Consider the following 22,459-nt stretch of genomic DNA (forward strand, 5'->3'; position numbering starts at 1 on the left):
TTTAGTACACTCAATTTGTTAACAAACATTATATACTAGTTTCATTAAAATATAAAAATCGAACAATATTACATGTTCGATTTTTATATTACTTCTGTTGTACTTTATAAGTTGCAGCCTCTTCTTCAGTTGCCAAAACAAAGTGCCCAGGATTAACTTCCACCATTGTACGTTCTTTGCCGTCTGTTTCAATACTAGGATCATAATCAATATGTTGGCGATTATTCTCAACTTCCGGATCGGGCACCGGAATAGCTGACAATAGACTTTTCGTATATGGATGCAAGGGGTGATTATATACGGCGTCTGCCGTTCCAATCTCAAGCAATTTTCCCCAATGCATGACACCGATACGATCTGAAATATATTTTACCATCGACAAATCGTGAGCAATGAACAAGTAAGTTAATGAATGTTTCTTTTGTAATTCTTTCATCAAATTAACAACTTGTGCCTGAATCGAAACATCCAACGCAGATATCGGTTCATCAGCAATAATGAACTTAGGGTCAACCGCAAGTGCGCGCGCAATTCCAATACGCTGACGTTGTCCACCGGAGAATTCATGTGGATAACGAGAGGCATGATCTTTGTTTAAGCCAACTAAGTCCAACAACTCTTGAACTTTAGCATTACGCTCTTCTTTGGACTTCGCTAAATGGTTCACGTCGATACCTTCAGCAATAATGTCACGTACTTTCATACGTCCATTCAAACTAGCTTGAGGATCTTGGAAAATCATTTGTGAGTCTTTACGAAATTCAGAAAGATGCTTTCCCTTTAACTTAGTGACATCTTCCCCATCAAATGTAATTGAACCAGCCGTTGGTTCATATAATTTTAAAATTGTACGACCAATTGTTGTTTTACCAGATCCAGATTCACCAACAAGGCCAAATACTTCACCTTCATAAATATCAAAACTTACATGGTCAATAGCACGAACTTCATTTGATTTACCTTTGTTAAAATACAACTGTAAATCTTTCAACTCAACCAATTTCTTTGGTGCTTCTTCGGTCATGATTAAGCCTCCTGCCCTTGTAATTCTTGCCAATGGGCCCAACGATTCAAAATTTGTCTTGGTGGGGTAACCTTAGGCGCACGTTCATCCAACAACCAAGTGGCCGCATAGTGTGTCTCACTAACTTTGAAGAATGGTGGCTCTTCGCGACTATCAATTGCTAATGCATATTGATTACGTGCCGCAAAGGCATCCCCAACAGGAGGTTCCAACAAATCAGGCGGTGTTCCTGGAATGGCCTGTAACGAGCCTTCTTCAGTGTCTGTTGTTGGCATTGAATTCAACAATCCCCATGTATATGGATGTTGTGGATTGAAGAAAATTTCATCGACAGTGCCATACTCAACAATTTTACCAGCATACATAACAGCCACTCGATTGGCCATGCCAGCAACAACACCTAAATCATGCGTGATGAAAATAATGGATGAATTTGATTCTTTCTGTAGCTCTTTCATCAAGTTCAAAATTTGCGCTTGAATGGTTACATCTAAGGCAGTTGTTGGTTCATCTGCAATCAATATTTCAGGATCAGCTGCCAAAGCAATTGCAATAACCGCACGTTGCCGCATACCACCCGACCATTGGTGAGGATAATCATTGATATGCTCTTCGGCATCAGGAATGCCAACACCCTTCATTAATTCTAATGCACGAGTCAATGCCTCTTTCTCGTTCATATCTCGATGCTTAACTAATGGCTCAGCAATTTGATGACCAATTTTCATCGTCGGATCCAAACTTGTCATTGGATCTTGAAAAATCATAGCAATTTCGTTTCCACGAACATGTTGCCATTCTTCTTCAGTCAACTCTAATAAGTTTTTGTCCTTAAATAACAACCGACTATTTTCTGGAATAACTGCATTTTTAGCATTTAATCCCATTAATGTTTTTGTAGTTACTGACTTTCCTGAACCAGATTCACCAACAATCGCAAGTGTCTCTCCTTCATTCAAATCAAATGAAACATCACGAATCGCCTGCACGGTACCAGCATAGGTATTAAAGTTGACGTGTAAATTTTCAACTTTTAAAATTGGATTACTCATTATACATGTACCTCTTAATCTTCACTTGCACGTGGGTCAAATGCATCTCGCAGTCCATCGCCCAATAGAATGAACGCCAACGAAATCAACACCAACATACCAGAAGGAATCAAAACTTGATAAGGATAGAATTGCAACATACTTTGTGCATCAGAAATCAATGATCCTAACGATGCCGTTGGTGGCTTAACACCTAAGTTAATTGCTGACAAGACAGCTTCAAACATGATTGCACTTGGCACAGTCATCATAATCTGGACGATAATTGTTCCAGCCATGTTTGGTATCAAATGTTTGATAGCAATTTTAGTTGAACTTTCACCTAGCGACTTAGCAGCCAATACATAATCACGTTCTTTTAATGACAAAGTCATGTTACGCACTTGACGAGCCATGCTTAGCCATCCAGTAATAGCAATAGCAATAATAATAGAAGTTACACCATTACCAAGTAGCAATCCAAACATAGTAACCACTATCAAGTTAGGTACTGATGACAAAATTTCAATGATACGTTGCATAACAACATCAATCCATCCGCCTTTCCATCCGGAAATTACGCCATAGGTCACACCAATAAAAAGATCAATGACTGTTGCAGAAATTGCTACCAAAAGCGAGATACGAATCCCTACAATAACACGTTTCCCAAGCGAACGACCAATGTTATCTGTACCAAATAAAAAGTTCTTTTTTACATTATTGTCAGTATATGAATCTGTTGATTCAGTTGCACCTGGTGCTTTAATCTTTCCGTTCCAGCCCGGGATTGGTAACCCAGACTTGGGTGGTAAGTTTTTATACTTACCAACATTATCTGCATCAAATGAATTCGCAGCATTTTGTGTTACAAAGAAATTTGAAGCAATAGCAAATCCTAGAATAAATACCAAAAACCACATTGATATTACCGCTAGTTTATTTAATTTTAAACGACGCCAAGCATCTTGCCAAAATGACAGTGCTGGTTTAGAAATACGTTCGTTGGCATTAGAGTTTTGCGCGCCAACGATGACAAAATCTTCAGTATTTGCAGCCATCATGAGCCTCCTTATTGCAAACGAACACGTGGATCAACGATAGCTGTCAAAATATCCGTAATCAAAATCATCACCATCAACATTAGGGCATAAACAATTGTAGTCCCCATGATAACTGGAAAATCTTTTGTAGGAATAGATGAAACAAACTGTTGTCCAATACCTGGAATTGAGAAAATATTTTCAATCAAAGTGGAACCCGTCAGCAAGCCAGCTGCAGTCGGACCAATCAATGTCAAAACAGGTATCATTGAATTACGATAAGCATGCTTATTGACAATTTCTTTTTCACTTAGACCTTTAGCACGCGCCAATTGTACGTAATCCGAACTCAAAGCTTCAATCATTTCTGACCGAACAAAGCGAGTGACTACAGCCGCAGGACCAACGGCTAAGGCGATGGTTGGTAGTACTGTTTCCGAGAAAGAATCACCCCAACCAGAAACTGGGAACAATGGCCATTTGAATCCAAAAAGATATAATAAAATAATTCCCAAAATAAAACTTGGAACTGAAATACCTAGTGTTGATACTACACCTAATGCACCATCAATTTTGTTATTTTTGTTTCGAGCTGAAGCTGCACCCATAAACAGACCAGCTACCACACCAACAACCAATGCTTCAGCACCTAACTGGGCTGAGATAGGTAACCGCTGTCCGATTAACATGCTAACACTTTGATTTTGATACTGGAACGAAGTTCCAAAATCGCCACGAAAGGCATTTACCAAATAGTTCAAGTACTGTTGCCATAAAGGCAAATCTAAACCATATGCTTTGTTCAATTGGGCAATCATTTGCGGCGTTAATTTAGGATTATTGAACGGTGTTCCTGGCATAATTTGCATCAAGAAAAACGTAGCAGTAATCACCAAGAATAACGTGAAAATCAGAAGCGCCAATCGCTTTAAAATGTATTTCACCATAGTCTTGTCTTCCTAATAAATAAGAATTGACATACGTCAATTCTCATTTTTAATTAAATGTAGTTTAATTCTATCATAAATCTCTTACTTACGGTAGGCGTATTTCAGGTCCATGTTTAATCCTGTTGTATTGATAATAACACCCTTAACGTTTGAACGAGCTAATGAATATCCTGAACGGAAGTAAAGTGGATTAAAGTTGGCTTCCTTATACAATGCTGCTTCAGCTGTCTTATAATCTGAATCACGTGCAGAGTCATTCAAAGCATCTGTAGTTTCAGCTTTTTCAACTGCTGCAGTATATGCAGAGTTCTTGAATTGTCCATCATTGTATGAGGCACCATCCTTGAACAAGTCATAGAATGTTGAACCTTCTGGATAATCACCACCCCAGAGTGAAACAATCGCATCAAAGTTTTGTGTTTGAGCATCTTGCAAACGTTGCTTGAATGGTACAAACTTTTCTTCGACCTTCAAACCTGGCAATGCTTTTTGTAATGAGCCTTGTAGGTAATCTAATGTGGTCTTCGCAGTTGCACTATCTGCATCAGACGTAATAGTCAAAGTCATGCTTGTTTCACCGACTTCTTTCAAACCTTCTGCAAATAACTTAGCCGCTTCTTTAGTGTCATACTTGTAACCGGGAGCAACATACTTTGCTAAGTCTTCGCCAGAGGCAGTCTTAGCTAGCCCTTCAGGTGCTAAACCAGTAGCAGGAGTTGATACACCAGAAGTAACTTGGTCAACCAATTCTTTACGGTTTGTTGCTAAGTTCAAAGCTTGACGAATCTTTGTGTTAGACAAATACTTATTTTTACCAGTTTGGTTATATTCGATATAGGCTGTTGTTGCTTCTGGAACCTTTACCGTAGCCTTGTTGCTCTTGTTAGCAGCATACAATTCTGGTGTTGATATTGATGCACGGTCTAACTTGCCTTGCTTGTACAATTGCACAGCAGTTTCAGCTTTTTTAACAACGGAATAGTCAATTTCCTTTGTCTTAACACTCTTTGCATCCCAGTAATTATCGTTCTTAACAAGCTTAAAGCTGTTATTAGTACCGTTCCAGCCTTCAAACTTATAAGGACCAGAATACAATTGCTTTGCAGATGTCGTACCATACTTCTTACCTTGCTTTTCAACAAAGCTCTGCTTTTGAGGCATAAAGTTTGCAAATGTGAGCAAATACTTAAATTGTGGCATTGGGCGTTCTAACTTAAATGTAATTACATTTCCCTTAGACGTCACACCCAAAGTGCTAACTTTGGCTTTTCCAGCAACAATGTCGTCAGCATTCTTAACACCTGATGTCAAATATGCATACTGCGAAGCAGTCTTAGGATTGACAATGCGTTGCCATGAATAAACGAAATCCTTAGCAGTTAGCTTAGATCCATCTGACCACTTTAAGCCACTGCGCAATGTAGCAGTATAAGTCAATCCATCTTTCGATACTTTGACTGACTTGGCTAATTCTGGAACAGCCTTACCCTTGGCATTAACACGCAATAAGTTAGAACCCGTATTACCAATGATTGTTCCAGAATAGGTATCCGTATTTTTTGAAATATCTAACGTCTGAATTTCTGTTGGAAAAGCAAATTTAAGTGTATTGCTTGATGATCCACTTGAACCACCCCAAAGACCGGTGGCACGTGCTCCAGCGCCAGCGACAACCACAACGGCTGCGCCAACTGCCCATTTTTTCCATGTATCCATGAAGATATATCCTCCCGATATACTATATTGTATTGATGAATTTTAGTTTACCATGTTAAATTCTCATTTGCAACTCATTTATATTAGATTTTAATATTTTGTTGCATTTCGCTAGAATGTCAGGAATACTAACAAAATCATACTATTAATAAGTTTTTTTGTGCTAAAAGCACCTCATTTGCCACAATTTTTTTAATCATTGCAACAGCAAAGCTACAGCATGCTTAGAATAAAAGTAAAAAAAACATCGTTTTCTTACTTCACAAAAGAAATATATTAAACGCTTCACATTTCGTATGAAACCCATTCCTTTAGAAGAAAACCATGCTTTTATTAAAAATTATAAGTTGTAATTAGGCTAAGCGACGATCAAACCATTTGGCAATTAACGATAGGCCATAATTCAACAAGAAGTATACTAACGTAATTGCAATCAGAACCGGAATGATATAAGTAGAGTTCTGTGCATAAATAATCTGACCACGATAAGTCATCTCGGCTAAGACAATACCCATAGCAAGACTTGTGTCCTTAACCAATGATATCAACTGTGAAATGATTGGTGGAATCATCTTCTTATATGCTTGTGGCAGGACAATGTAAATCATTGTCTGGATATTTGTTAGTCCATTAGCACGTGCGCCTTCAAACTGTCCTTCATCAATTGATTCTAGTCCACCACGCACGATTTCAGCGAGCATTGAAGATTCAAAGGTGCTCATCGCAACAACAGTTGCCCAAAAGATAGGTAAATGAATGCCTATCTTTGGTAAAGCAAAATAAACGAAGAAAATAATTAATAGTAACGGTAAATTACGAATAATATTATTAATTGTACCGACAAACTTAGAAAAATATGGGATACGTTCAAATTGAACAATTCCAATGATTGATCCAGCAATAAAACTTAAAATAACCGAGATAATTGATACACCAACTGTAATGCCTAATCCACCCAACAAATATTGGACGTTTTGCGGTGTAAAGGCGTCAAAAATTCCTAATGTAACCATATTGTCCTCCTTATGCTGCGTGCTTTAGCTTACGTTCGAGATTTTGCATGTAGTAGCTCAACGGTAGTGTAATTACCAAATAGAAAAGTGCCACAATGATATAGGTGCTAAAAGTGTCAAACGTACTAGCTGCAACCATATTCCCTTGATACATCAAATCCAATCCACCGACAAAGGCTAGGATTGATGAATTCTTAACCAAATTAATGAATTGGTTCCCAAGTGATGGTAGTGCTATTTTAAAGGCTTGGGGCAGTACAATGTACCGCATACTTTGATTAAATGATAATCCATTAGCACGCGCTCCTTCCATTTGTCCATTATCAACGGAAAGGATACCAGCACGAACAGTTTCGGCAATAAAAGCTGATGTATATAATGATAATGCGATGGTCCCAGCAGCAAACCCATTCATTGGGATAACCTTAGCAACTACTAGGAAGAAGAAAAAGGTGATAATCAATAATGGGATGTTACGAAATACTTGCACATACACATTACCAATTTTTTGCGCCCATTTTTGTGGCAAAATTTGTAAAATAGCAAAGAACGTGCCCAAAATCATAGAAATGATTAGCGCAATAATACTTGATAGTAAAGTATATCCGAATCCTTGCAAGAACGTTGGGAAATTATTTTGTAATAACGTCATTATTTCGCCTCCAATTCATGCCAATCAAGTCCTGGTATATCGCTGAACCACTTCTTGATTAATTTATTATAAGTACCATTTTTCTTAATGGTTGCAAGTGCTTTGTTCGTCTCCCTAACCATTGGGCCTTGATTATTATCAAAAGCAATACCATAAGGTCCATGGGTAAAAGTACCACCCACAATTTGATAATCGGGGTTTTCTGTAGCAAATCCATACAAAATCGCATTATCAGTTGACATTGCCTGACCTTGACCGGCCTTAAGGGCCTGCATACCTGTGGCATAATCTTGAACAGCTAGCAACTTGGCCTTTGGTGCAAATTTCTTTGTCTCTTCGGCAGCCGTAGTCCCAACAACAACAATAATTTTATACTTTGAATTATTCATATCTTTAATTGACTTAATGCCTGAGTCTTTTTTAACCAGAATTGATTGTCCGGCATCAAAATATTGATTCGTAAAGTCAATAATTTTTTCACGTTCAGGTGTGATTGTCATTGTTGACACCGTGCCATCAATATTAGTATTCTTCAATAATTGTATTTTTGAAGATGAAGACACTGGTACAAATTCCGCAGACATTGGAACACCAGTTTGCTTTGATATCTGAACTGTTAACGCTTTAGCAATATCAACGTCGAACCCTTTAGAAACACCAGTCTTTGTGTCCATTAAACCAAATAATTTGGTGTCAGATTTTACACCCCAAATAATTCGCCCTAATTTTTCAACACGTTGTAATGTATCTTGATGCTCTTCATTTTTCTTAGCAGCGGTAGTTGCCCACAATAAACCGAGGACAATAACAGCAGCTAAAACGATTGTGGCAATGATACCAAACTGTCTTTTTTTAGCTTTTTCCATAGTAACAGAGCGTTAATGGCTTTTATTTTCAAATACTTCATATTACAAGATACTGAAACTTCCAAAAACGCGTTTCCTCCAAATCTAAATTTTATTTGTGATCAACTTGGCTCAAGAACTGTTGAGCACGTGGTTCTCTAGGATTATTAAAGAATTCTTCGGTTGTACTATCTTCAAGAATTTCACCGTCAGCCATAAAGATAACACGATCAGCCACAGCCTTAGCAAAACTCATTTCATGGGTAACAACAAGCATTGTCATAGAGGAGTCCTTAGCAATATCACGCATAACGTCCAACACATCCCCAACCATTTCAGGATCTAAAGCTGATGTTGGTTCGTCGAACAACAAGGCCTTAGGTTGCATCGCTAGTGAACGAGCAATAGCTGCACGTTGCTTTTGACCACCTGATAGTTCAGACGGCATATTAGCTGCCTTATCTGCCAAACCAACTTTGTCCAATAAAGCCATTGCTACTTTCTTATTTTCGTCTTCACTACGCTTCAAAACAAGACGTGGTGCGAGCATCACATTTTCCAAGGTTGATTTATTATTGTACAAATTAAAATGTTGAAAAACCATGCCAACGTTTTTACGGATACGATTGATATCGGTTTTAGGATCATGTAAATCAAATCCATTGACCAGAAGCTTACCTTCTTGTATTTCTTCTAGTCCATTAATTGCACGAATCAAAGTTGACTTTCCAGACCCTGAAGGACCGATAAGAACAACAGTCTCACCTTCATCAATTTTTAAATTAATGTTCTTCAAAGCATGAAACTTCCCATAATATTTCTCGACGTTTTTAAATTCAATCATTGACATGACTTAATTCTCCTTTTTCTGAGCGTGTACACCGAAGTGCACACGGTAGCAAAAACTAGCCTAACATAAAACCTAAAACTAGTCTCTTCTAATTACCATTTTACGCATACTTAGTCTGTTTAGTCAAAGTCGTGCGTGAAGTTTTATAACAAGAAGTTATAGCTATTCACTGTGATATTTGACCTATACCGCTATCCCACTTTGTGCGCCTTGCAGTCGATAAAGGTCATAATACCTTCCATGTGCTGCAAGCAGTTCATCATGGGTTCCACGTTCAACGACCTCCCCTTGATCCAACACCAAAATTAAATTAGCATCTTTGATAGTAGAAAGTCTATGGGCAATTGCAATCGTGGTTCGATCTTGACGCATTTTAACCAGTGAGTTCTGAATTTTTGTTTCTGTTTCCGTGTCCACATTCGCAGTAGCTTCATCCAATATCAATATTTTAGGATTGGCTACAATTGTGCGTGCGAAACTGATCAATTGTTTCTCACCAGCAGAAAAACTGCTTCCTCCTTCTTGTACTTTAGCTTGATACCTGCCGTCTAACTTTTCTATGAAATCATCGGCACCCACAAATTCAGCTGCTAATTTAATTTGTTCATCTGTAAGACTGTCATTGTACATACGAATGTTAAACGCAATATCGCCGTAGAACATGAATGGATCCTGTAACACTAGTCCCATTTTGCTGCGTAATTTGTCCATCGCAATATCACGGATATCCTGACCATCAATCAAAATTTCACCTGATTGAAAGTCATAAAAACGCATTAATGTATTAATGGTAGAACTTTTTCCAGAACCAGTATGTCCTACCAAGGCAACCGTATCACCTGGGTTAGCAGTAAATGTTAAATCTTTTAGGATTGGATGACGACCATCATAGCTAAAATTAACATGCTTAAATTCAATTTTCCCATCAGTGATATCCCCCTTAGCATTCGGGTTTTGCGCCGGAGCATAAGTTTCGTTACCGAGGATGCCAAGGATGCGATATCCTGATACTAAACCTTCTTGGAAAGGACTGAACAAATCCATAATACTTTCCAAGGGGCCAAAAATATTGTTTAAATAAGTAGTGAATGCATAAATAGCACCTGCTGAGACAACTGTTTGTATGGAAAGTTCACCAAAATACCATAAAACTAAAACCGTCGCTCCACCTAACAACATGTCAATCATAGGTTCTAATAACAATGCATCAGCCTTAATCATTTTAAAACGAGCATTAAAGTATTCACCATTAATTTTGCCGAATTCTTTTTTAAAGCGATCCTCTTGATAAAATTCTTGAATAATATCAATTCCGGTAACACTTTCAGCAATTTTAGCATTCAACGCCGACAAACGTTCGCGCATATGGCGAAATAATCGTGATGAAAAGCGTTGATAAATGATAATACTGACCACGATGAATGGTACAACAATCATCATAAGGAGAGTTGCACGCACATCAATTGTCCACATGCCAATATAGGCACCAATCATACTCATCACAGCAAAAGTAAGCTGCATAAAGAATCGCCAAAAATCTGTCAACGATGCTGTATCATTATTAACCCGTGTTACTAGTGAACCCGCAGGCATTTCATCGAAAAATTTCATACCTAATGTGTGTAGCTTTTGAAATACGCGTAAACGCATATCTTCTAAAGCATATTCACCAGCCACAGTGAAGTAGTAGGCATTCAAAGCATCTGTCACAGCTTGCAACACGCGAATAACGGCCACCAAAACAGCAAAGCTAATCGTAATTTTTAGTGGAACACTACTTGTTTGATGCAAATAAGTCGTCATATAGTAAGCAATAACTCGTGGTGCAGCAGCTTGAAGTAGTGCAAAAGCTGCGCCAATTACAAGTGCCACGATAAACATTGACCGAAACGGTTTTGCCATTTTGATCAAGGTCCAAATAACATGCAGTTGTTCTCTAACGGGTATATTTTTTGCCCAAACAGAATTATTTTTCTCTGTCATAATCATCCCCCTCTCCTTCTAAATTTTGTTGGAGCGTTGTTGCTAATTGTTGTTGCTCATACATTTGGGCATACCATCCTTGTTGAGCAATCAGTTCTTCATGTCGACCACGTTCAGCAATTTCACCGTGGTCAAAGACTACAATTTCATTAGCATTCATCACGGAACTAATTCTATGAGCAACAATAATCGTTGTTTTTTCTTGCCGAGTAGTTTTTAAAGTATGCAATATTTGTTTTTCTGTCCGCGCATCTACGGCCGACAAAGCATCATCTAAAATTAAAATTTCTGGATCAATAATTAAGGCACGAGCTATAGCCAATCGCTGCTTCTGACCGCCCGATAAACTTACGCCATGCTCACCAACTTGTGTGTCGTATCCCTCCGGAAAGTTCTGGATATCTTCATGTAAGGCCGCCATTTTAGCAGCTTTTTCCACTTCTTCTTGCGATTTATTGATATCAGCAAAGCGGATATTATCTCTCACCGTTGTCGAAAACAAAAAGTTTTCCTGCGCAACATAGCCAATCGCTCTGTGATATGCGCTTAACTTATAGTCTTTGATGTTCTTACCAGCAAAACTAATTTGGCCAGTATAACCATCAAACTGGCGCAGCAACAGCTTGATTAAGGTTGTTTTACCAGAACCAACACGCCCAACAATACCAACAGTTTCACCAGCACGAATATTCAATGAAATATCTTTCAAAACTTCCGATTGATCATCTGGATACTTAAACTGATTAACCCGAATAGCAACATCACCATGAGATATGCTATCGTAGCCCTGCTCATCTTCAATAATTGATGATTTTTCAGATAGAATTTCTTGGACACGCATATATGAAGCATTACCGCGTTCCAATACGTTGAACAACTGCCCTAAACCAAACATTGGCCATACAAGTAATCCTAAATAAGTTGAAAATGAGACAAGCTGCCCGATTGAAATTGAATCATTTAATACCAACGACCCACCATAAGTAATCATCACAACATAACTAATTGTCATCACCAGCGTAGCCATTGGTCCAAACAAGGAGTCAATGGCGGCCACCTTTTTATTGATTTGAATCGTTTTTTGTATTTCCTCATCAAAAGCATCAACGTCTTGTTTTTCTTGCCCCAATGTTTTAATAGCTTTAATTCCAGCTATAGATTCTTGAGACTTGTTTGATAATCGTGAAAAGGCTTCTTGAGATGATGTAAATGCACGTCGCATTTTAGGTGATAAATACCAAACTCCGGCCGCCAATAATGGTAAAGGTAAAACACCAATCAACGTCAAACGCCAATCAACCACAAGAGTCATTGAAATGACCGTGAAAAAAATAATAACAACCGAATCAACTAGCATCAGTACGCCACCAGATGCCACTCTCTGCACTGCTGACAAATCGTTCGTCGCATGTGCCATTAAATCTCCCGTACGTCGACGCTGATAAAATGTAGTATCCATTTTCAAATAGTGATCAAACAATTGCTGCCGTAATGTTTTTTCTAATAGCGCCGAACCTTGGAAAATATGTGTAATCCATGTATAACGAAATATGTACATCAACACAGAAAAAAGCAAAATACCACCAGCATAGAAAAATAGCTGATGCATTGTCATTTGTCGGGACACTATCACATCAGTGAAACGACCGATTAACGCCGGGGACACCATTTGTGATACTTCTGTCAGAAACAAAAAAGTGAGCCCCAACATATATAGTCGTTTGTGCTCCTTAAAGAACCACATTAATTTTCCAAAAATAGTCATAAAATTCTCCCAGACAGTATAAATCTCCATAATTCATTAAATCTATCTAAATAATATACCATATTTAAAAAGATTTTTTATATTTTATTCATATAAAATTAATTAAAACTACTATCGCACTGCTAACAAAACACACAGCACCATATATAATGTGCTGTTTTGGATTTAGATTCATCACGCCAGCAAACTCTCGCAAAAACGCTATGCCACGGTACGGAAACTGCGTGTAACCTCCTCGACCTTGCGCATTAACTCCTTGTTTTTTTGCAAGTAAAACACCACGAAAAACATGATACTCGCTTGTATAAAATGTGAATGAACTGTTAGTTAATTCAGCACTATTCCTCAAATTTTCATATGTATTTCTAGAACGGTCTTCCAATATTGTATTCTCATAAGGAACATTTAGTCTTTTTACAGCAAAGTTTCTCATAGCTTCTGCTTCAGAAATTAATTCATCTTTCCCTTGACCACCCGAAAAAATGATCGTTGGATACTCTGACATTTTGGTCGCATCTTTAACAGCTGCCTGAATACGATTACCAACAATTCGACCAACATACCGTCCATCAACTAACCCACCGCCTAAGACAACAATCGGACCGTGAATTGGTCGTTTAACCACCAATCCATACAAGATACTACTGATAATAAACTGTAAAAATTGCCAAAGAACGTACATTGACAACCATGGGATAACAACAAGAATGGGTTTTAAAGATATTGAGAACCCATCATTCAGAAGCCAAATGCCAATATCAGCAATAGCATACACAAGCAACACTAGTGGGAAAACTAACTGATGTAGGCTATGTTGCCATTTACGCCAACTTTGAAAACTGTGATAGGCTAGTGTAATCACCAAAAATAGACCCGCAATATTACCCCATTTAACGAACATCTTAGCTTCATTAATGATATGAACAACTGATATACTTGGAAACTGCATCACCTGCAGACCAATAAATAAAAAAATCATAATGATCAATACATAAAATCCTAGTCGTAAACTTGCTGGGCTGATCCTGATTTGATGCCAAAGTAGCCAAGAAAAAAGACTTATAGCTAAAGTTAAAATTGTTAGAATTGCTATCATAAGGCTATTGTAACACGTTGCTTTTACACACAGTTGTGTCGTCGCTTTTGGAGATATAAAAAGAGCGCTGAACGCTCTTAAAAAAATTTATTCTGTGATAAACTTATTTGCTGCGTCTTCTGGGACTCTGACTAAGTCTAAGTCAACAAGACGCTCTGCAATTTGTACTGTATTCCAAGCAGCACCTTTAAGCAGGTTATCTGAGACAACCCACATATGGAAGCTATCATCATTTTCCAAATCAGGACGCACACGGCCGACGAATGTTTCACGTTTCCCTTCGGCATTAATTGGCTGTGGGTACAACTGTTCCTTTGGATTATCTTCCAAAACAACACCTGGAGCCTCACTCAAAATTGCTTGAAGATCAGCAGCTGTCGCTCCTGATTCGGCATCCGTTTCAAAATAAACGGTCTCGCCATGACCAATAGGAACAGGTACACGGACCGCAGTCGCTGTTACTTTGACTGCTTTAGAATTTTTATCACCAAACATAATTTTTTTAGTCTCATGAATCATCTTCCATTCCTCATGAGTGTAACCGTCTTCTTCGAAAACATCTATTTGTGGTAGTAAATTATAAGCTAAGGGATAATGATGCTTAGCACTTTTAACCGGCAAAATCTCAGCATGCATCTCTTTACCGGCATTGTGGGCATCAGTTTCTGAAACTAGCTCTTGCCATGCAGATTGTCCCGCACCAGAAGCAGCTTGATAAGTTGAAACGATAACACGTGTCAAACCATACTTGGCTTTAATAGGTGCCAGAGCAACAACCATTTGAATCGTTGAACAGTTAGGGTTGGCAATAATTCCTTGGTGTTGTTTCAAATCTGCTTCATTAACTTCAGGAACAATTAACGGGACATCATCATTCATTCGCCATTGGCTTGAATTATCAACAACCACAGCGCCGCGTTTCACAGCTTCGGGTGCAAATCGAGCTGAAACTGAACCACCACCGCTAGCCAAAACTAAATCAACCCCATCAAAACTTTCTGGAGTTGCTTCCTCAACAACCACATCTGTACCCTTAAATTGCAGTGTTTTACCTGCTGAACGTGACGAAGCAAGCAATTTTATGTTCTTCACGGGAATTGTTGATTGCTCTAATTGTTCAATAAGTCGTGTGCCCACAGCACCTGTTGCGCCAAGGATGGCAACACTATATTCTCTAGTCATTATCTTCTCCTAATCTACTAAAATACGATGTATTCTATCTTGTAGTCCTGTTGTGATTTCCCACGGCGCCAAACCTGCAAACTGTGCAACGTCCTCTATCGTGTTCTCTAAGTCTCCATCTTGACCAATAAAGGTTACTGTTGTACCTTCTGGATATTCATGAGGCAAACGTATCATTAACTGATCCATTGCTACTTGGCCTACAATAGGAGCGTATTGACCGTCAATAATAACCCTAAACCCCATTAATTTGCGTAGCCAACCATCCCCATAACCAATAGGAACAGTGCCTATCCACTCGTTTTGAGTTGTCGTATATTTATGTGAATAACTAATGCCTTCACCAGCAGGTAAGCGTTTAACAAAATTAACCTCGCTGCGCAGGGCCATGACGGGCTTCAGGTTGCGCCCATCCGCCAGTTCACCACGAGAGGGTTCAATCCCATAAAGCACCGTTCCTACGCGGACAACTTCATGGGGAACCTCTTGTGCATGATACATTGCAGCACCCGAATTAGCAACATGATAATACTTTGGTTTTGGCAAGTCATCTGTCAATTGATGCCAGCGTGTTAATTGTTTTTGGAAGTACCGGGTATCTGATGAATCAGATTCGGCAAAGTGCGTCGATAGTCCAACATATTCAAACTTATCAGCATGATCCAAAACAAACTGTATTGCTTTCGCTAAAGTTTCACGATCTCTAAATCCAATTCTACCCATGCCAGTATCGATACCTAGTGTAACAGGTAATCGCTGTTCACCAGTTAACTGCTGTTCTGCTTTCTCCAGCCAGTCCAATGAAACAACAGTTGCCATGATATGCTGGACAGCCATTAGTTCAACATACTTTACCTGTGAAATACCTAAAATTAAAATTGGTGCGGTTATGCGCTCGTGTCGTAGTGCAATAGCTTCATCAAGAACAGCTACGCCTAAGCCATAAATACCTCCTGCCACAGCAGCTTGAGCCATAGGAATCAAACCAAATCCATAAGCATTCGACTTAACGGTCAAAAAAACCTTGTCCGCACCTGATACATTTTTAACGGTCATTATATTATGTTCAACAGCGCTCTTTGAAACTTCAAGACGTGTTGGACGTGTTATTGCCTCTACCATATGTTAGCCCATTCACAGATATCCATGAATGCATACCTCCTCTATTAAAAAATCCACAGCGCACAAGTAGCAGCCATGGATCCCAATTAATTGCAATCTATAACATAGCACCCCGCTTACGCGACAGTCCAACGATTTTTCACCGATTGGCCCAGCTACTTGGTGTCACAGCACCAATGCTTCGGCTACATCCCCTTTAACTTGTTTCATTGTGCCTGTAAGCACTCCGCAAGCGACTAATGTCAGCAGCAACCTCTATGATTCTTAAATTGTTATTATTGTATTCTAATTTTTTTTATTTGTCAAATTCAATATTTTTACGCTTGTTTGATTGATAAGACTGCTAAATCACCGTATAATAAGTTTAATAACTTATGAAATGATGGGAACTATGACGCGACTTGTTACAGCTACAGAAATGCAGCAAATAGATAATTACACGATTGAGACTATTGGTATGCCACAGGATGTATTAATTGAACGGGCCGCAATGGCAGTGCTTGATGTCATCGGTGCCGGTAGATTCGATTTAAGTCATGTATTGGTACTAGCTGGTCTTGGTAATAATGGTGCTGACGGCGTAGCAATTGCTCGTCTCTTGTACGCTCAAGGCGTAAATGTCTCATTACAATTTGTCGGAAACGTTAGCCGTGCGAAAGACAGTGTAAAACGGCAACTGGCAATCATTGAGAAGCATGGCTTAGTTCGTTCTGAAAAAAGTGATTTTAATGAGGCAACTTTAATTATTGATGCGATATTTGGGGTTGGATTGAACAACGTTCTACCTGAAGGCTTACAAAAAATGATTAAAGCGGCCAACCACATTGATAAACCTGTTATTGCTGTTGATGTTCCTACTGGTATTGATGCAACGACGGGAGAGATACGTGGAGCCGCTCTTAAAGCTCACACTACAGTCACTTTTGGCTTCACAAAGGTTGGCTTAACGCAACAAAATGGTTGTTATCTTTCTGGGAATGTTATTTTAAAAGATGTCGGAATGCTTGTTCCTGATGATTTTGAATTCAGTTTACAAGAGGCGCTACCTGTTGCATAAAATATAGTACTTCACAATATAAAAAAAACAGTTTATTAATGCTAACCAGGCATTAATAAACTGTTTTTTAGTCAATATGTGTAACTTCATCGCCAATCAACAATTTCTTCTCCTTCTTTGGCAAACAATAACAAATCAGCAATTGATGTACGTTTTAACCGTTTCTTAAAATCCTTTTCTGCCTCATAGACAATAGATAGAACTTCTTTTGTTCCTTCAGCAACAGCAGTTTTGGCAGGAAACACGCGATCTGCTAATTGGGTAGAATGAATAAAGCTATCTTCTCCTTCGATTGCCTCATAAACATCCAATAACGTAATATCATTGGTATGACGAGCCAATTTGAAGCCACCTTCCTTACTAGCAATCGCTTTTACTAAATTTGCAACAACTAATTTACGCATTGTTTTTTTTAAGTATGATTCAGAAACTTCTAAATGTTCACTTAAAACATGACTTTTAATAGGTAGGCTATCTTTTTGCAAAGCTAGCATAACCAAGACGACCAAACTTTGTTCAACTGCACTAGACATTTTCATTTATTTTTCCAACTTCATTTCTTTATGTACGCAGTCTGCCGACTGCTTTTAAATTAATGCTTAAAAGTTAACTGATTATGGTTTAATTTCATTTGGTACACAAACCATGTTAGTACCATTGATATCACCCCTAATGACAACAATACAGTTAAGTCTGATACAACACTGCCACCCATAGAAATTGTTTCGCGGAAGGCATGGACAGAGTAACTCATTGGCATCCATGGATGAATCGCCTCAAAAAAGCTGTTTGACAACTCAATAGGATAAGATCCCGCACTAGCACTCAGTTGTAATACCATCAAAACCAGCATAATCCCTGACCCTAGTTTACCAATTAGCACATTAAACAAGACAACAAACTGGTTGAACCCAAAGGATGCTGCTAAGGCTACAACAAATGTCATCGCTGGCCGCTGCGCTTCCATACCATCTACTAAGAAGAGTAAACCAGTCATAATCAATGCTTGTCCAATAAAAACTGGCGCATTAATTAACTGCTTATTAGCCCACCATGTGAAACCATTTTTTGGCTTTTTAGAAACCGTCATGAAATCAAATATGGTCGTAAATGTGATCATACCAACAAATAGCCCAACAGACATCATATATGGCGCCATTCCTGTTCCGTTGTTAGGAACCTTTGATAAATTAGATGATTTTTGTTTGACCGGCTGTGATAATGCTACCACATTTGATTTCTTATTGTGTATAGCTGACAATTTCACAGCACCATCAGCTAATTTATTCGCTAAAGTGGTTGCGCCAGTACCTGCCTGCTGCAAAGCCGCACTAGCTTGACTTTCACCAGTAAGTAACTGTGTCGTGCCATCATTTAATTGCGAAACACCACTATTAAGCGTATCGTTTTTGGCGGCTAACTGTCCAAGCCCTGTAGTTAATTGTGAAGATCCTTGCGCTAGTTGCTGAGCGCCTGGCACTGCTTGGTTAGCTATTCCTTGGCTGACAGTAGTTAAGCTATCATTTAGTGTTTTAATAGCTGTTTGCGCACCTTGGGTGGCAACAGATCCTTGTTGACCGAGTTTCTGTAATTCCGGAATTTGTGCCTGCAATGCTTGTAATTGTGGCAGCATAGCCTTTAATGTGGTCAATTGATTCTGAATTGTAGTGGCTGCTGTAGCACTTGATTGCACATTTTCACCTAAATCACTTAATGCCGCTTGATACTTAGTAGCAACAGTAGGATTTTCTTGTAAAAATTTTTGGAAATCAGCATCTTGAGCTAATGCTTTGAAAGCAGCCGCATCTTTCCCAGCACCAGTTAATCCAGCTGACAGCTTTTCGGACGCTTCGTTAAGCTTTGTTGAATCAACAGTTACCGTTGGTGATTCAACTTTACTTAGTTTTTGTAAGCCCTGTGTAAGTTGCGTCAATCCTGTATCAAGCTGTTTTAAATCAGCCGTGTTGGCACTTTGCTTTGTATTAATCTCGTCAGAAACCTTTTGGAGTTGTGTGGCAAGTTGTTGGGCACCTGAAGTTAACTGCTGGGCACCTGTATTAGCAGACGACACGCCATTTGTGTACTGTGACAAGCCCGTTGCCAACTGTGAAGTACCAGTTTGGAGCTGTGTTGTGCCATCTTGCAATTTTTTAGTACCATCTTGTAATTGTGATAATCCACTCCCAAGTTGTGTGGCTCCTTTAGAACCTGATTGAAAACCTTTTTTCGAAGAGGCTGTTGCGTTTAAAATTGTTTTATTATAAACACTTTGCAGTGATTTTGAAACATTCGCCTGTATTTTATCAGCTGCCGAAACCGTTAATTTTTCAGCAATGAATCCTTGCCCAGTATTATGCGCAACTTTAATCATAGGCTTGACTGGCTTAGCATTCAACAATGTACCTGAATTCTTCGTAAAGGACTTAGGTATCGTGATAGTCATGTAATACTTTCCAGATGCAAGTCCTTTTCCAGCTTTCTCAGCCGAAGTCTTAGTTAATTTTAATTGCTTGCTGTCAAGCAATTTTTTCGTTAAATCATCGCCTATATTCTGTGATTTCCCATTAATCTTTGCGGTCTTGTCTTGATTAACAATCGCAACCGGAAGATGATCCACTCTACCATAAGTATCCCAAAGTGACGACAAAAAAATGACTGCGTATAAACTCGGAATGAGTGTAATACCAACCAATAATAATGGTAACCCCCTAATTTTTCGAACACGGGTCCATTCTGAATTCTCAAAAAACTTCCTCATATTTCGCACTCTTTCGTGTATATTTTTTATCTATGGATATATTATAGACACGGAAATATGAAAATGCAACAATAGTTTTCATTTTTTTACATGTTACTTATGATACGGTGATCCTTGTTGAATCATAAAGGCACGATAAATTTGTTCAATTAGCACAAGACGCATTAATTGATGTGGTAAGGTCAGCAAACCAAAGCTCATCTTTAAGTTCGCCCTTTGCTTGATTTCCTTAGATAATCCAAGAGAACCACCAATAATAAAAGTAATGTCCGAATAGCCATTAACCGCAATCAATTCAAGTTTTTGAGAAAATTCCTCGGAAGGAAACTGTTTTCCTTCTATTGCTAGCACAATAACATAATCACGCGAACCAATTTTCGCCTGAATTCGCTCCCCTTCTTTAGCCATAATTTGATTATTCTGTACTTCACTAGCATTTTCCGGCGTCTTTTCATCAATCAACTCAACTACTTGAAATTTACAAAAGCGAGATAATCGTTTTGTATACTCCGCAATGCCTTCCTTTAAATACTTTTCCTTTAGTTTCCCGACCGTGATTAATTTAATATTCATTTCAAACCCACTCTTTACAATTTCTTAATATTTTTGACTGGTTATCTATACTTATTATATCCGATGTTATCCACACGAACAAAAAAAATATTTTTTTCTAAAAAAGCTTTTATACCAACTCTTTTAGCTGTTCGCTTTTTAAGTTATCCACTGTTTTTTTTAATTTCAAAAAAATGTGGATAACTTTATAAACGTTATTTTACTTTTATTTAGACAAATTATAGATATTTTCTCGCAAGTTATCCACAGTTATCCACAAAGTTATACACAATTGTGGATAAGCACACGCGTTCGACTGATGTTTAAAGTAAAATTCCTTTACATTGTTCGGAAAATATATACTAAATATGATTACATAAGTGTTCTTTCTTTAATCACTCCAATACACGAACATTACTGCTATCCGTCTAAAAACTACCTTTTTATTACTAAATATTGCCTAAAATTACCAATATTTATTATTTCTTATAAAAATAAATCACTTATCCACCAATTTAAACATCTTTTCCACATTTCCTGGTATTTAGTCCACAAATTGTCAACATTTTCAACTTGTTTTCAACATTTACAGAAAATACATATTCTTTAACAAAAGTCAAACAAGAGTAAAGAAAAAGCTAACATTTTTGTTAGCTTGCTAATTTCTGTGTTAATTTAACCTTGACTGTCTTCTTAGTATCCTGATGATAATAAGTCAATGTTATTGTGTCCCCAAGTGAATTCTTGTACAGTTCTTCTCGCAGATCCGCCTGTGAACTTACCTTCTTGCCATTAATGCCAACGATAACATCGTACTTCTTCAATCCAGCTTTATCTGCTGGGCCATTGTTGGTCAAACTCATTACTACAACACCACCAGTAACACTATCTGGAATTTTCAATGTTGATTTTTGCTCAGAAGCTGTCACTTCCGACAAATTAATCAAACTAATACCGATTGCTGGTCGTGTGACCTTACCATTTTTGACTAATTTGTTAACAATGTCAACGACTTGATCAGAAGGAATTGCAAAACCCATCCCCTCAACGCTCGTTCCCGAGGAAGACGTTGATAACTTCATGGAGTTAATACCAATAACTTGTCCTGCAAAATTAATTAATGGTCCCCCTGAATTACCAGGGTTAATAGCAGCATCCGTCTGAATAACCGTGGATCCACCATAATTTTGACCATTTTCAGATGTCGTCTCAACTAACCTTTTCTTGGCAGAAATGATACCTTGCGTCACTGACGAAGCATACTCGGATCCCAGCGGCGAACCAATTGCTAAGACATTTTCACCAACAGTTATTTTACTTGAATCACCAAATTGTGCAGTTGTCGTAACGTCTGTGCCGTCGATCTTCAGAACAGCTAAGTCAGTCATCGCATCTTTTCCGACCAGTGTAGCGGTCACTTTCTTCCCACTATGCAGCATAACTTGAATTTTAGCCGCTCCAGTGATGACGTGATTATTCGTTACAATAAATGCCGATCCATCCGTTTTTTTATAGATCACGCCAGAACCTTCTGACGATTCTTGATAACTACTTTGACTAGATTTAGTAAAGTTTAATACAGATACAACTGCATCTGATACCTTATTATAAGCAGATGTAGCGGTTGCATTCTTGGCAATCGTTTTTGTACTTGTTGCTGTCGTACTTACTTTTTGATTTTGATTTTGTAACAATTGTACACCTTGTTGCCCATACAAAATTGCTCCTCCACCAACAACACCAGCAATGACACCAGTTAACAACGTTTTTGTTAATGCTGATTGTACCATTAGTCACCTCTCAACTATATTTATCTTATT

19 protein-coding genes and 1 riboswitch are annotated in these 22,459 nt (G+C 38.3%); of the genes, 1 reads left to right on the top strand and 18 read right to left on the bottom strand.

The window, feature by feature from the left end:
• Positions 1-88 precede the first annotated feature (88 nt).
• From JNUCC76_RS10280 to alr, 14 genes are all read right to left on the bottom strand, one after another.
• Positions 89-1,024 carry an ABC transporter ATP-binding protein gene (locus JNUCC76_RS10280; RefSeq protein WP_454154593.1) on the bottom strand — a complete coding sequence of 312 codons (936 nt, stop codon included), beginning with the start codon at positions 1,022-1,024 and terminating at the stop codon, positions 89-91.
• Between the two features lie 2 nt (positions 1,025-1,026).
• The gene (locus JNUCC76_RS10285) at positions 1,027-2,076 is read right to left on the bottom strand and encodes an ABC transporter ATP-binding protein (protein ID WP_454154595.1); all 1,050 of its coding nucleotides are present in this window, start codon (positions 2,074-2,076) and stop codon (positions 1,027-1,029) included.
• 14 nt (positions 2,077-2,090) lie between these two features.
• Positions 2,091-3,116, bottom strand: a complete 1,026-nt coding sequence (locus tag JNUCC76_RS10290) for an ABC transporter permease (protein ID WP_454154597.1) — start codon at positions 3,114-3,116, stop codon at positions 2,091-2,093.
• Positions 3,117-3,127: 11 nt separating this feature from the next.
• Positions 3,128-4,045 carry an ABC transporter permease gene (locus JNUCC76_RS10295; protein WP_072614331.1) on the bottom strand — a complete coding sequence of 306 codons (918 nt, stop codon included), beginning with the start codon at positions 4,043-4,045 and terminating at the stop codon, positions 3,128-3,130.
• An 84-nt stretch (positions 4,046-4,129) separates the two neighbouring features.
• Positions 4,130-5,764: a peptide ABC transporter substrate-binding protein gene (locus tag JNUCC76_RS10300; protein WP_454154599.1), complete on the bottom strand. Its 1,635-nt coding sequence runs from the start codon at positions 5,762-5,764 to the stop codon at positions 4,130-4,132.
• A 353-nt stretch (positions 5,765-6,117) separates the two neighbouring features.
• Positions 6,118-6,777, bottom strand: a complete 660-nt coding sequence (locus JNUCC76_RS10305; RefSeq protein ID WP_072614333.1) for an amino acid ABC transporter permease — start codon at positions 6,775-6,777, stop codon at positions 6,118-6,120.
• A 10-nt stretch (positions 6,778-6,787) separates the two neighbouring features.
• The gene (locus JNUCC76_RS10310; RefSeq protein ID WP_454154601.1) at positions 6,788-7,429 is read right to left on the bottom strand and encodes an amino acid ABC transporter permease; all 642 of its coding nucleotides are present in this window, start codon (positions 7,427-7,429) and stop codon (positions 6,788-6,790) included.
• Positions 7,429-8,295, bottom strand: coding sequence for a transporter substrate-binding domain-containing protein (locus JNUCC76_RS10315; protein ID WP_454154603.1), 867 nt, complete (start codon positions 8,293-8,295; stop codon positions 7,429-7,431). Before JNUCC76_RS10315 ends, JNUCC76_RS10310 begins: the two co-directional genes overlap by 1 nt.
• 91 nt (positions 8,296-8,386) lie before the next feature.
• Positions 8,387-9,124: an amino acid ABC transporter ATP-binding protein gene (locus tag JNUCC76_RS10320; protein ID WP_454154605.1), complete on the bottom strand. Its 738-nt coding sequence runs from the start codon at positions 9,122-9,124 to the stop codon at positions 8,387-8,389.
• Positions 9,125-9,307: 183 nt separating this feature from the next.
• Positions 9,308-11,107, bottom strand: a complete 1,800-nt coding sequence (locus JNUCC76_RS10325; protein WP_454154607.1) for an ABC transporter ATP-binding protein — start codon at positions 11,105-11,107, stop codon at positions 9,308-9,310.
• The gene (locus tag JNUCC76_RS10330) at positions 11,091-12,872 is read right to left on the bottom strand and encodes an ABC transporter ATP-binding protein (RefSeq protein WP_454154609.1); all 1,782 of its coding nucleotides are present in this window, start codon (positions 12,870-12,872) and stop codon (positions 11,091-11,093) included. The genes JNUCC76_RS10325 and JNUCC76_RS10330 overlap by 17 nt, the downstream gene beginning before the upstream one ends.
• Positions 12,873-12,960: 88 nt before the next feature.
• On the bottom strand, positions 12,961-13,968 hold the full coding sequence (locus JNUCC76_RS10335; RefSeq protein ID WP_454154611.1) for a YdcF family protein: 1,008 nt from the start codon (positions 13,966-13,968) through the stop codon (positions 12,961-12,963).
• Positions 13,969-14,055: 87 nt separating this feature from the next.
• Positions 14,056-15,150, bottom strand: a complete 1,095-nt coding sequence (locus tag JNUCC76_RS10340) for an aspartate-semialdehyde dehydrogenase (protein ID WP_454154613.1) — start codon at positions 15,148-15,150, stop codon at positions 14,056-14,058.
• Positions 15,151-15,159: 9 nt separating this feature from the next.
• Positions 15,160-16,272, bottom strand: a complete 1,113-nt coding sequence (gene alr / locus JNUCC76_RS10345; RefSeq protein ID WP_454154615.1) for an alanine racemase — start codon at positions 16,270-16,272, stop codon at positions 15,160-15,162.
• Positions 16,273-16,369: 97 nt separating this feature from the next.
• Positions 16,370-16,538: riboswitch (Lysine riboswitch) on the bottom strand.
• Positions 16,539-16,663: 125 nt separating this feature from the next.
• On the opposite strand from alr, the gene JNUCC76_RS10350 reads away from it, so the two are divergent.
• Entirely contained in the window at positions 16,664-17,329 is a 666-nt protein-coding gene (locus JNUCC76_RS10350) for an NAD(P)H-hydrate epimerase (RefSeq protein WP_454154617.1), read from the top strand.
• An 86-nt stretch (positions 17,330-17,415) separates the two neighbouring features.
• On the opposite strand, the gene JNUCC76_RS10355 is transcribed toward JNUCC76_RS10350, so the two are convergent.
• The 4 genes from JNUCC76_RS10355 to JNUCC76_RS10370 all read right to left on the bottom strand — a co-directional run bounded on the left by JNUCC76_RS10355 (position 17,416) and on the right by JNUCC76_RS10370 (position 22,429).
• Positions 17,416-17,868 (bottom strand): RrF2 family transcriptional regulator, encoded by a 453-nt coding sequence (locus JNUCC76_RS10355; RefSeq protein ID WP_454154619.1) that lies wholly within the window; start codon positions 17,866-17,868, stop codon positions 17,416-17,418.
• Positions 17,869-17,921: 53 nt separating this feature from the next.
• Positions 17,922-20,087 carry a YhgE/Pip family protein gene (locus JNUCC76_RS10360; protein WP_454154621.1) on the bottom strand — a complete coding sequence of 722 codons (2,166 nt, stop codon included), beginning with the start codon at positions 20,085-20,087 and terminating at the stop codon, positions 17,922-17,924.
• 93 nt (positions 20,088-20,180) lie between these two features.
• Positions 20,181-20,660, bottom strand: coding sequence for a 23S rRNA (pseudouridine(1915)-N(3))-methyltransferase RlmH (gene rlmH, locus JNUCC76_RS10365; protein ID WP_454154623.1), 480 nt, complete (start codon positions 20,658-20,660; stop codon positions 20,181-20,183).
• A gap of 629 nt (positions 20,661-21,289) precedes the next feature.
• Positions 21,290-22,429, bottom strand: a complete 1,140-nt coding sequence (locus JNUCC76_RS10370; protein ID WP_454154625.1) for a S1C family serine protease — start codon at positions 22,427-22,429, stop codon at positions 21,290-21,292.
• Positions 22,430-22,459 lie beyond the last annotated feature (30 nt).

This window comes from Leuconostoc sp. JNUCC 76 (genome assembly GCF_053667755.1).

What these genes read in the sequence shown, in the direction of transcription:
- JNUCC76_RS10280 (WP_454154593.1), bottom strand. Translation starts at nt 1,024, where the DNA reads ATGACCGAAGAAGCACCAAAGAAATTGGTTGAGTTGAAAGATTTACAG.
- JNUCC76_RS10325 (WP_454154607.1), bottom strand. Translation starts at nt 11,107, where the DNA reads ATGACAGAGAAAAATAATTCTGTTTGGGCAAAAAATATACCCGTTAGA.
- JNUCC76_RS10300 (WP_454154599.1), bottom strand. Translation starts at nt 5,764, where the DNA reads ATGGATACATGGAAAAAATGGGCAGTTGGCGCAGCCGTTGTGGTTGTC.
- rlmH (WP_454154623.1), bottom strand. Translation starts at nt 20,660, where the DNA reads ATGAATATTAAATTAATCACGGTCGGGAAACTAAAGGAAAAGTATTTA.
- JNUCC76_RS10315 (WP_454154603.1), bottom strand. Translation starts at nt 8,295, where the DNA reads ATGGAAAAAGCTAAAAAAAGACAGTTTGGTATCATTGCCACAATCGTT.
- JNUCC76_RS10340 (WP_454154613.1), bottom strand. Translation starts at nt 15,150, where the DNA reads ATGACTAGAGAATATAGTGTTGCCATCCTTGGCGCAACAGGTGCTGTG.
- JNUCC76_RS10355 (WP_454154619.1), bottom strand. Translation starts at nt 17,868, where the DNA reads ATGAAAATGTCTAGTGCAGTTGAACAAAGTTTGGTCGTCTTGGTTATG.
- JNUCC76_RS10295 (WP_072614331.1), bottom strand. Translation starts at nt 4,045, where the DNA reads ATGGTGAAATACATTTTAAAGCGATTGGCGCTTCTGATTTTCACGTTA.
- JNUCC76_RS10310 (WP_454154601.1), bottom strand. Translation starts at nt 7,429, where the DNA reads ATGACGTTATTACAAAATAATTTCCCAACGTTCTTGCAAGGATTCGGA.
- JNUCC76_RS10370 (WP_454154625.1), bottom strand. Translation starts at nt 22,429, where the DNA reads ATGGTACAATCAGCATTAACAAAAACGTTGTTAACTGGTGTCATTGCT.
- JNUCC76_RS10360 (WP_454154621.1), bottom strand. Translation starts at nt 20,087, where the DNA reads ATGAGGAAGTTTTTTGAGAATTCAGAATGGACCCGTGTTCGAAAAATT.
- JNUCC76_RS10305 (WP_072614333.1), bottom strand. Translation starts at nt 6,777, where the DNA reads ATGGTTACATTAGGAATTTTTGACGCCTTTACACCGCAAAACGTCCAA.
- alr (WP_454154615.1), bottom strand. Translation starts at nt 16,272, where the DNA reads ATGGTAGAGGCAATAACACGTCCAACACGTCTTGAAGTTTCAAAGAGC.
- JNUCC76_RS10290 (WP_454154597.1), bottom strand. Translation starts at nt 3,116, where the DNA reads ATGGCTGCAAATACTGAAGATTTTGTCATCGTTGGCGCGCAAAACTCT.
- JNUCC76_RS10350 (WP_454154617.1), top strand. Translation starts at nt 16,664, where the DNA reads ATGACGCGACTTGTTACAGCTACAGAAATGCAGCAAATAGATAATTAC.
- JNUCC76_RS10285 (WP_454154595.1), bottom strand. Translation starts at nt 2,076, where the DNA reads ATGAGTAATCCAATTTTAAAAGTTGAAAATTTACACGTCAACTTTAAT.
- JNUCC76_RS10335 (WP_454154611.1), bottom strand. Translation starts at nt 13,968, where the DNA reads ATGATAGCAATTCTAACAATTTTAACTTTAGCTATAAGTCTTTTTTCT.
- JNUCC76_RS10320 (WP_454154605.1), bottom strand. Translation starts at nt 9,124, where the DNA reads ATGTCAATGATTGAATTTAAAAACGTCGAGAAATATTATGGGAAGTTT.
- JNUCC76_RS10330 (WP_454154609.1), bottom strand. Translation starts at nt 12,872, where the DNA reads ATGACTATTTTTGGAAAATTAATGTGGTTCTTTAAGGAGCACAAACGA.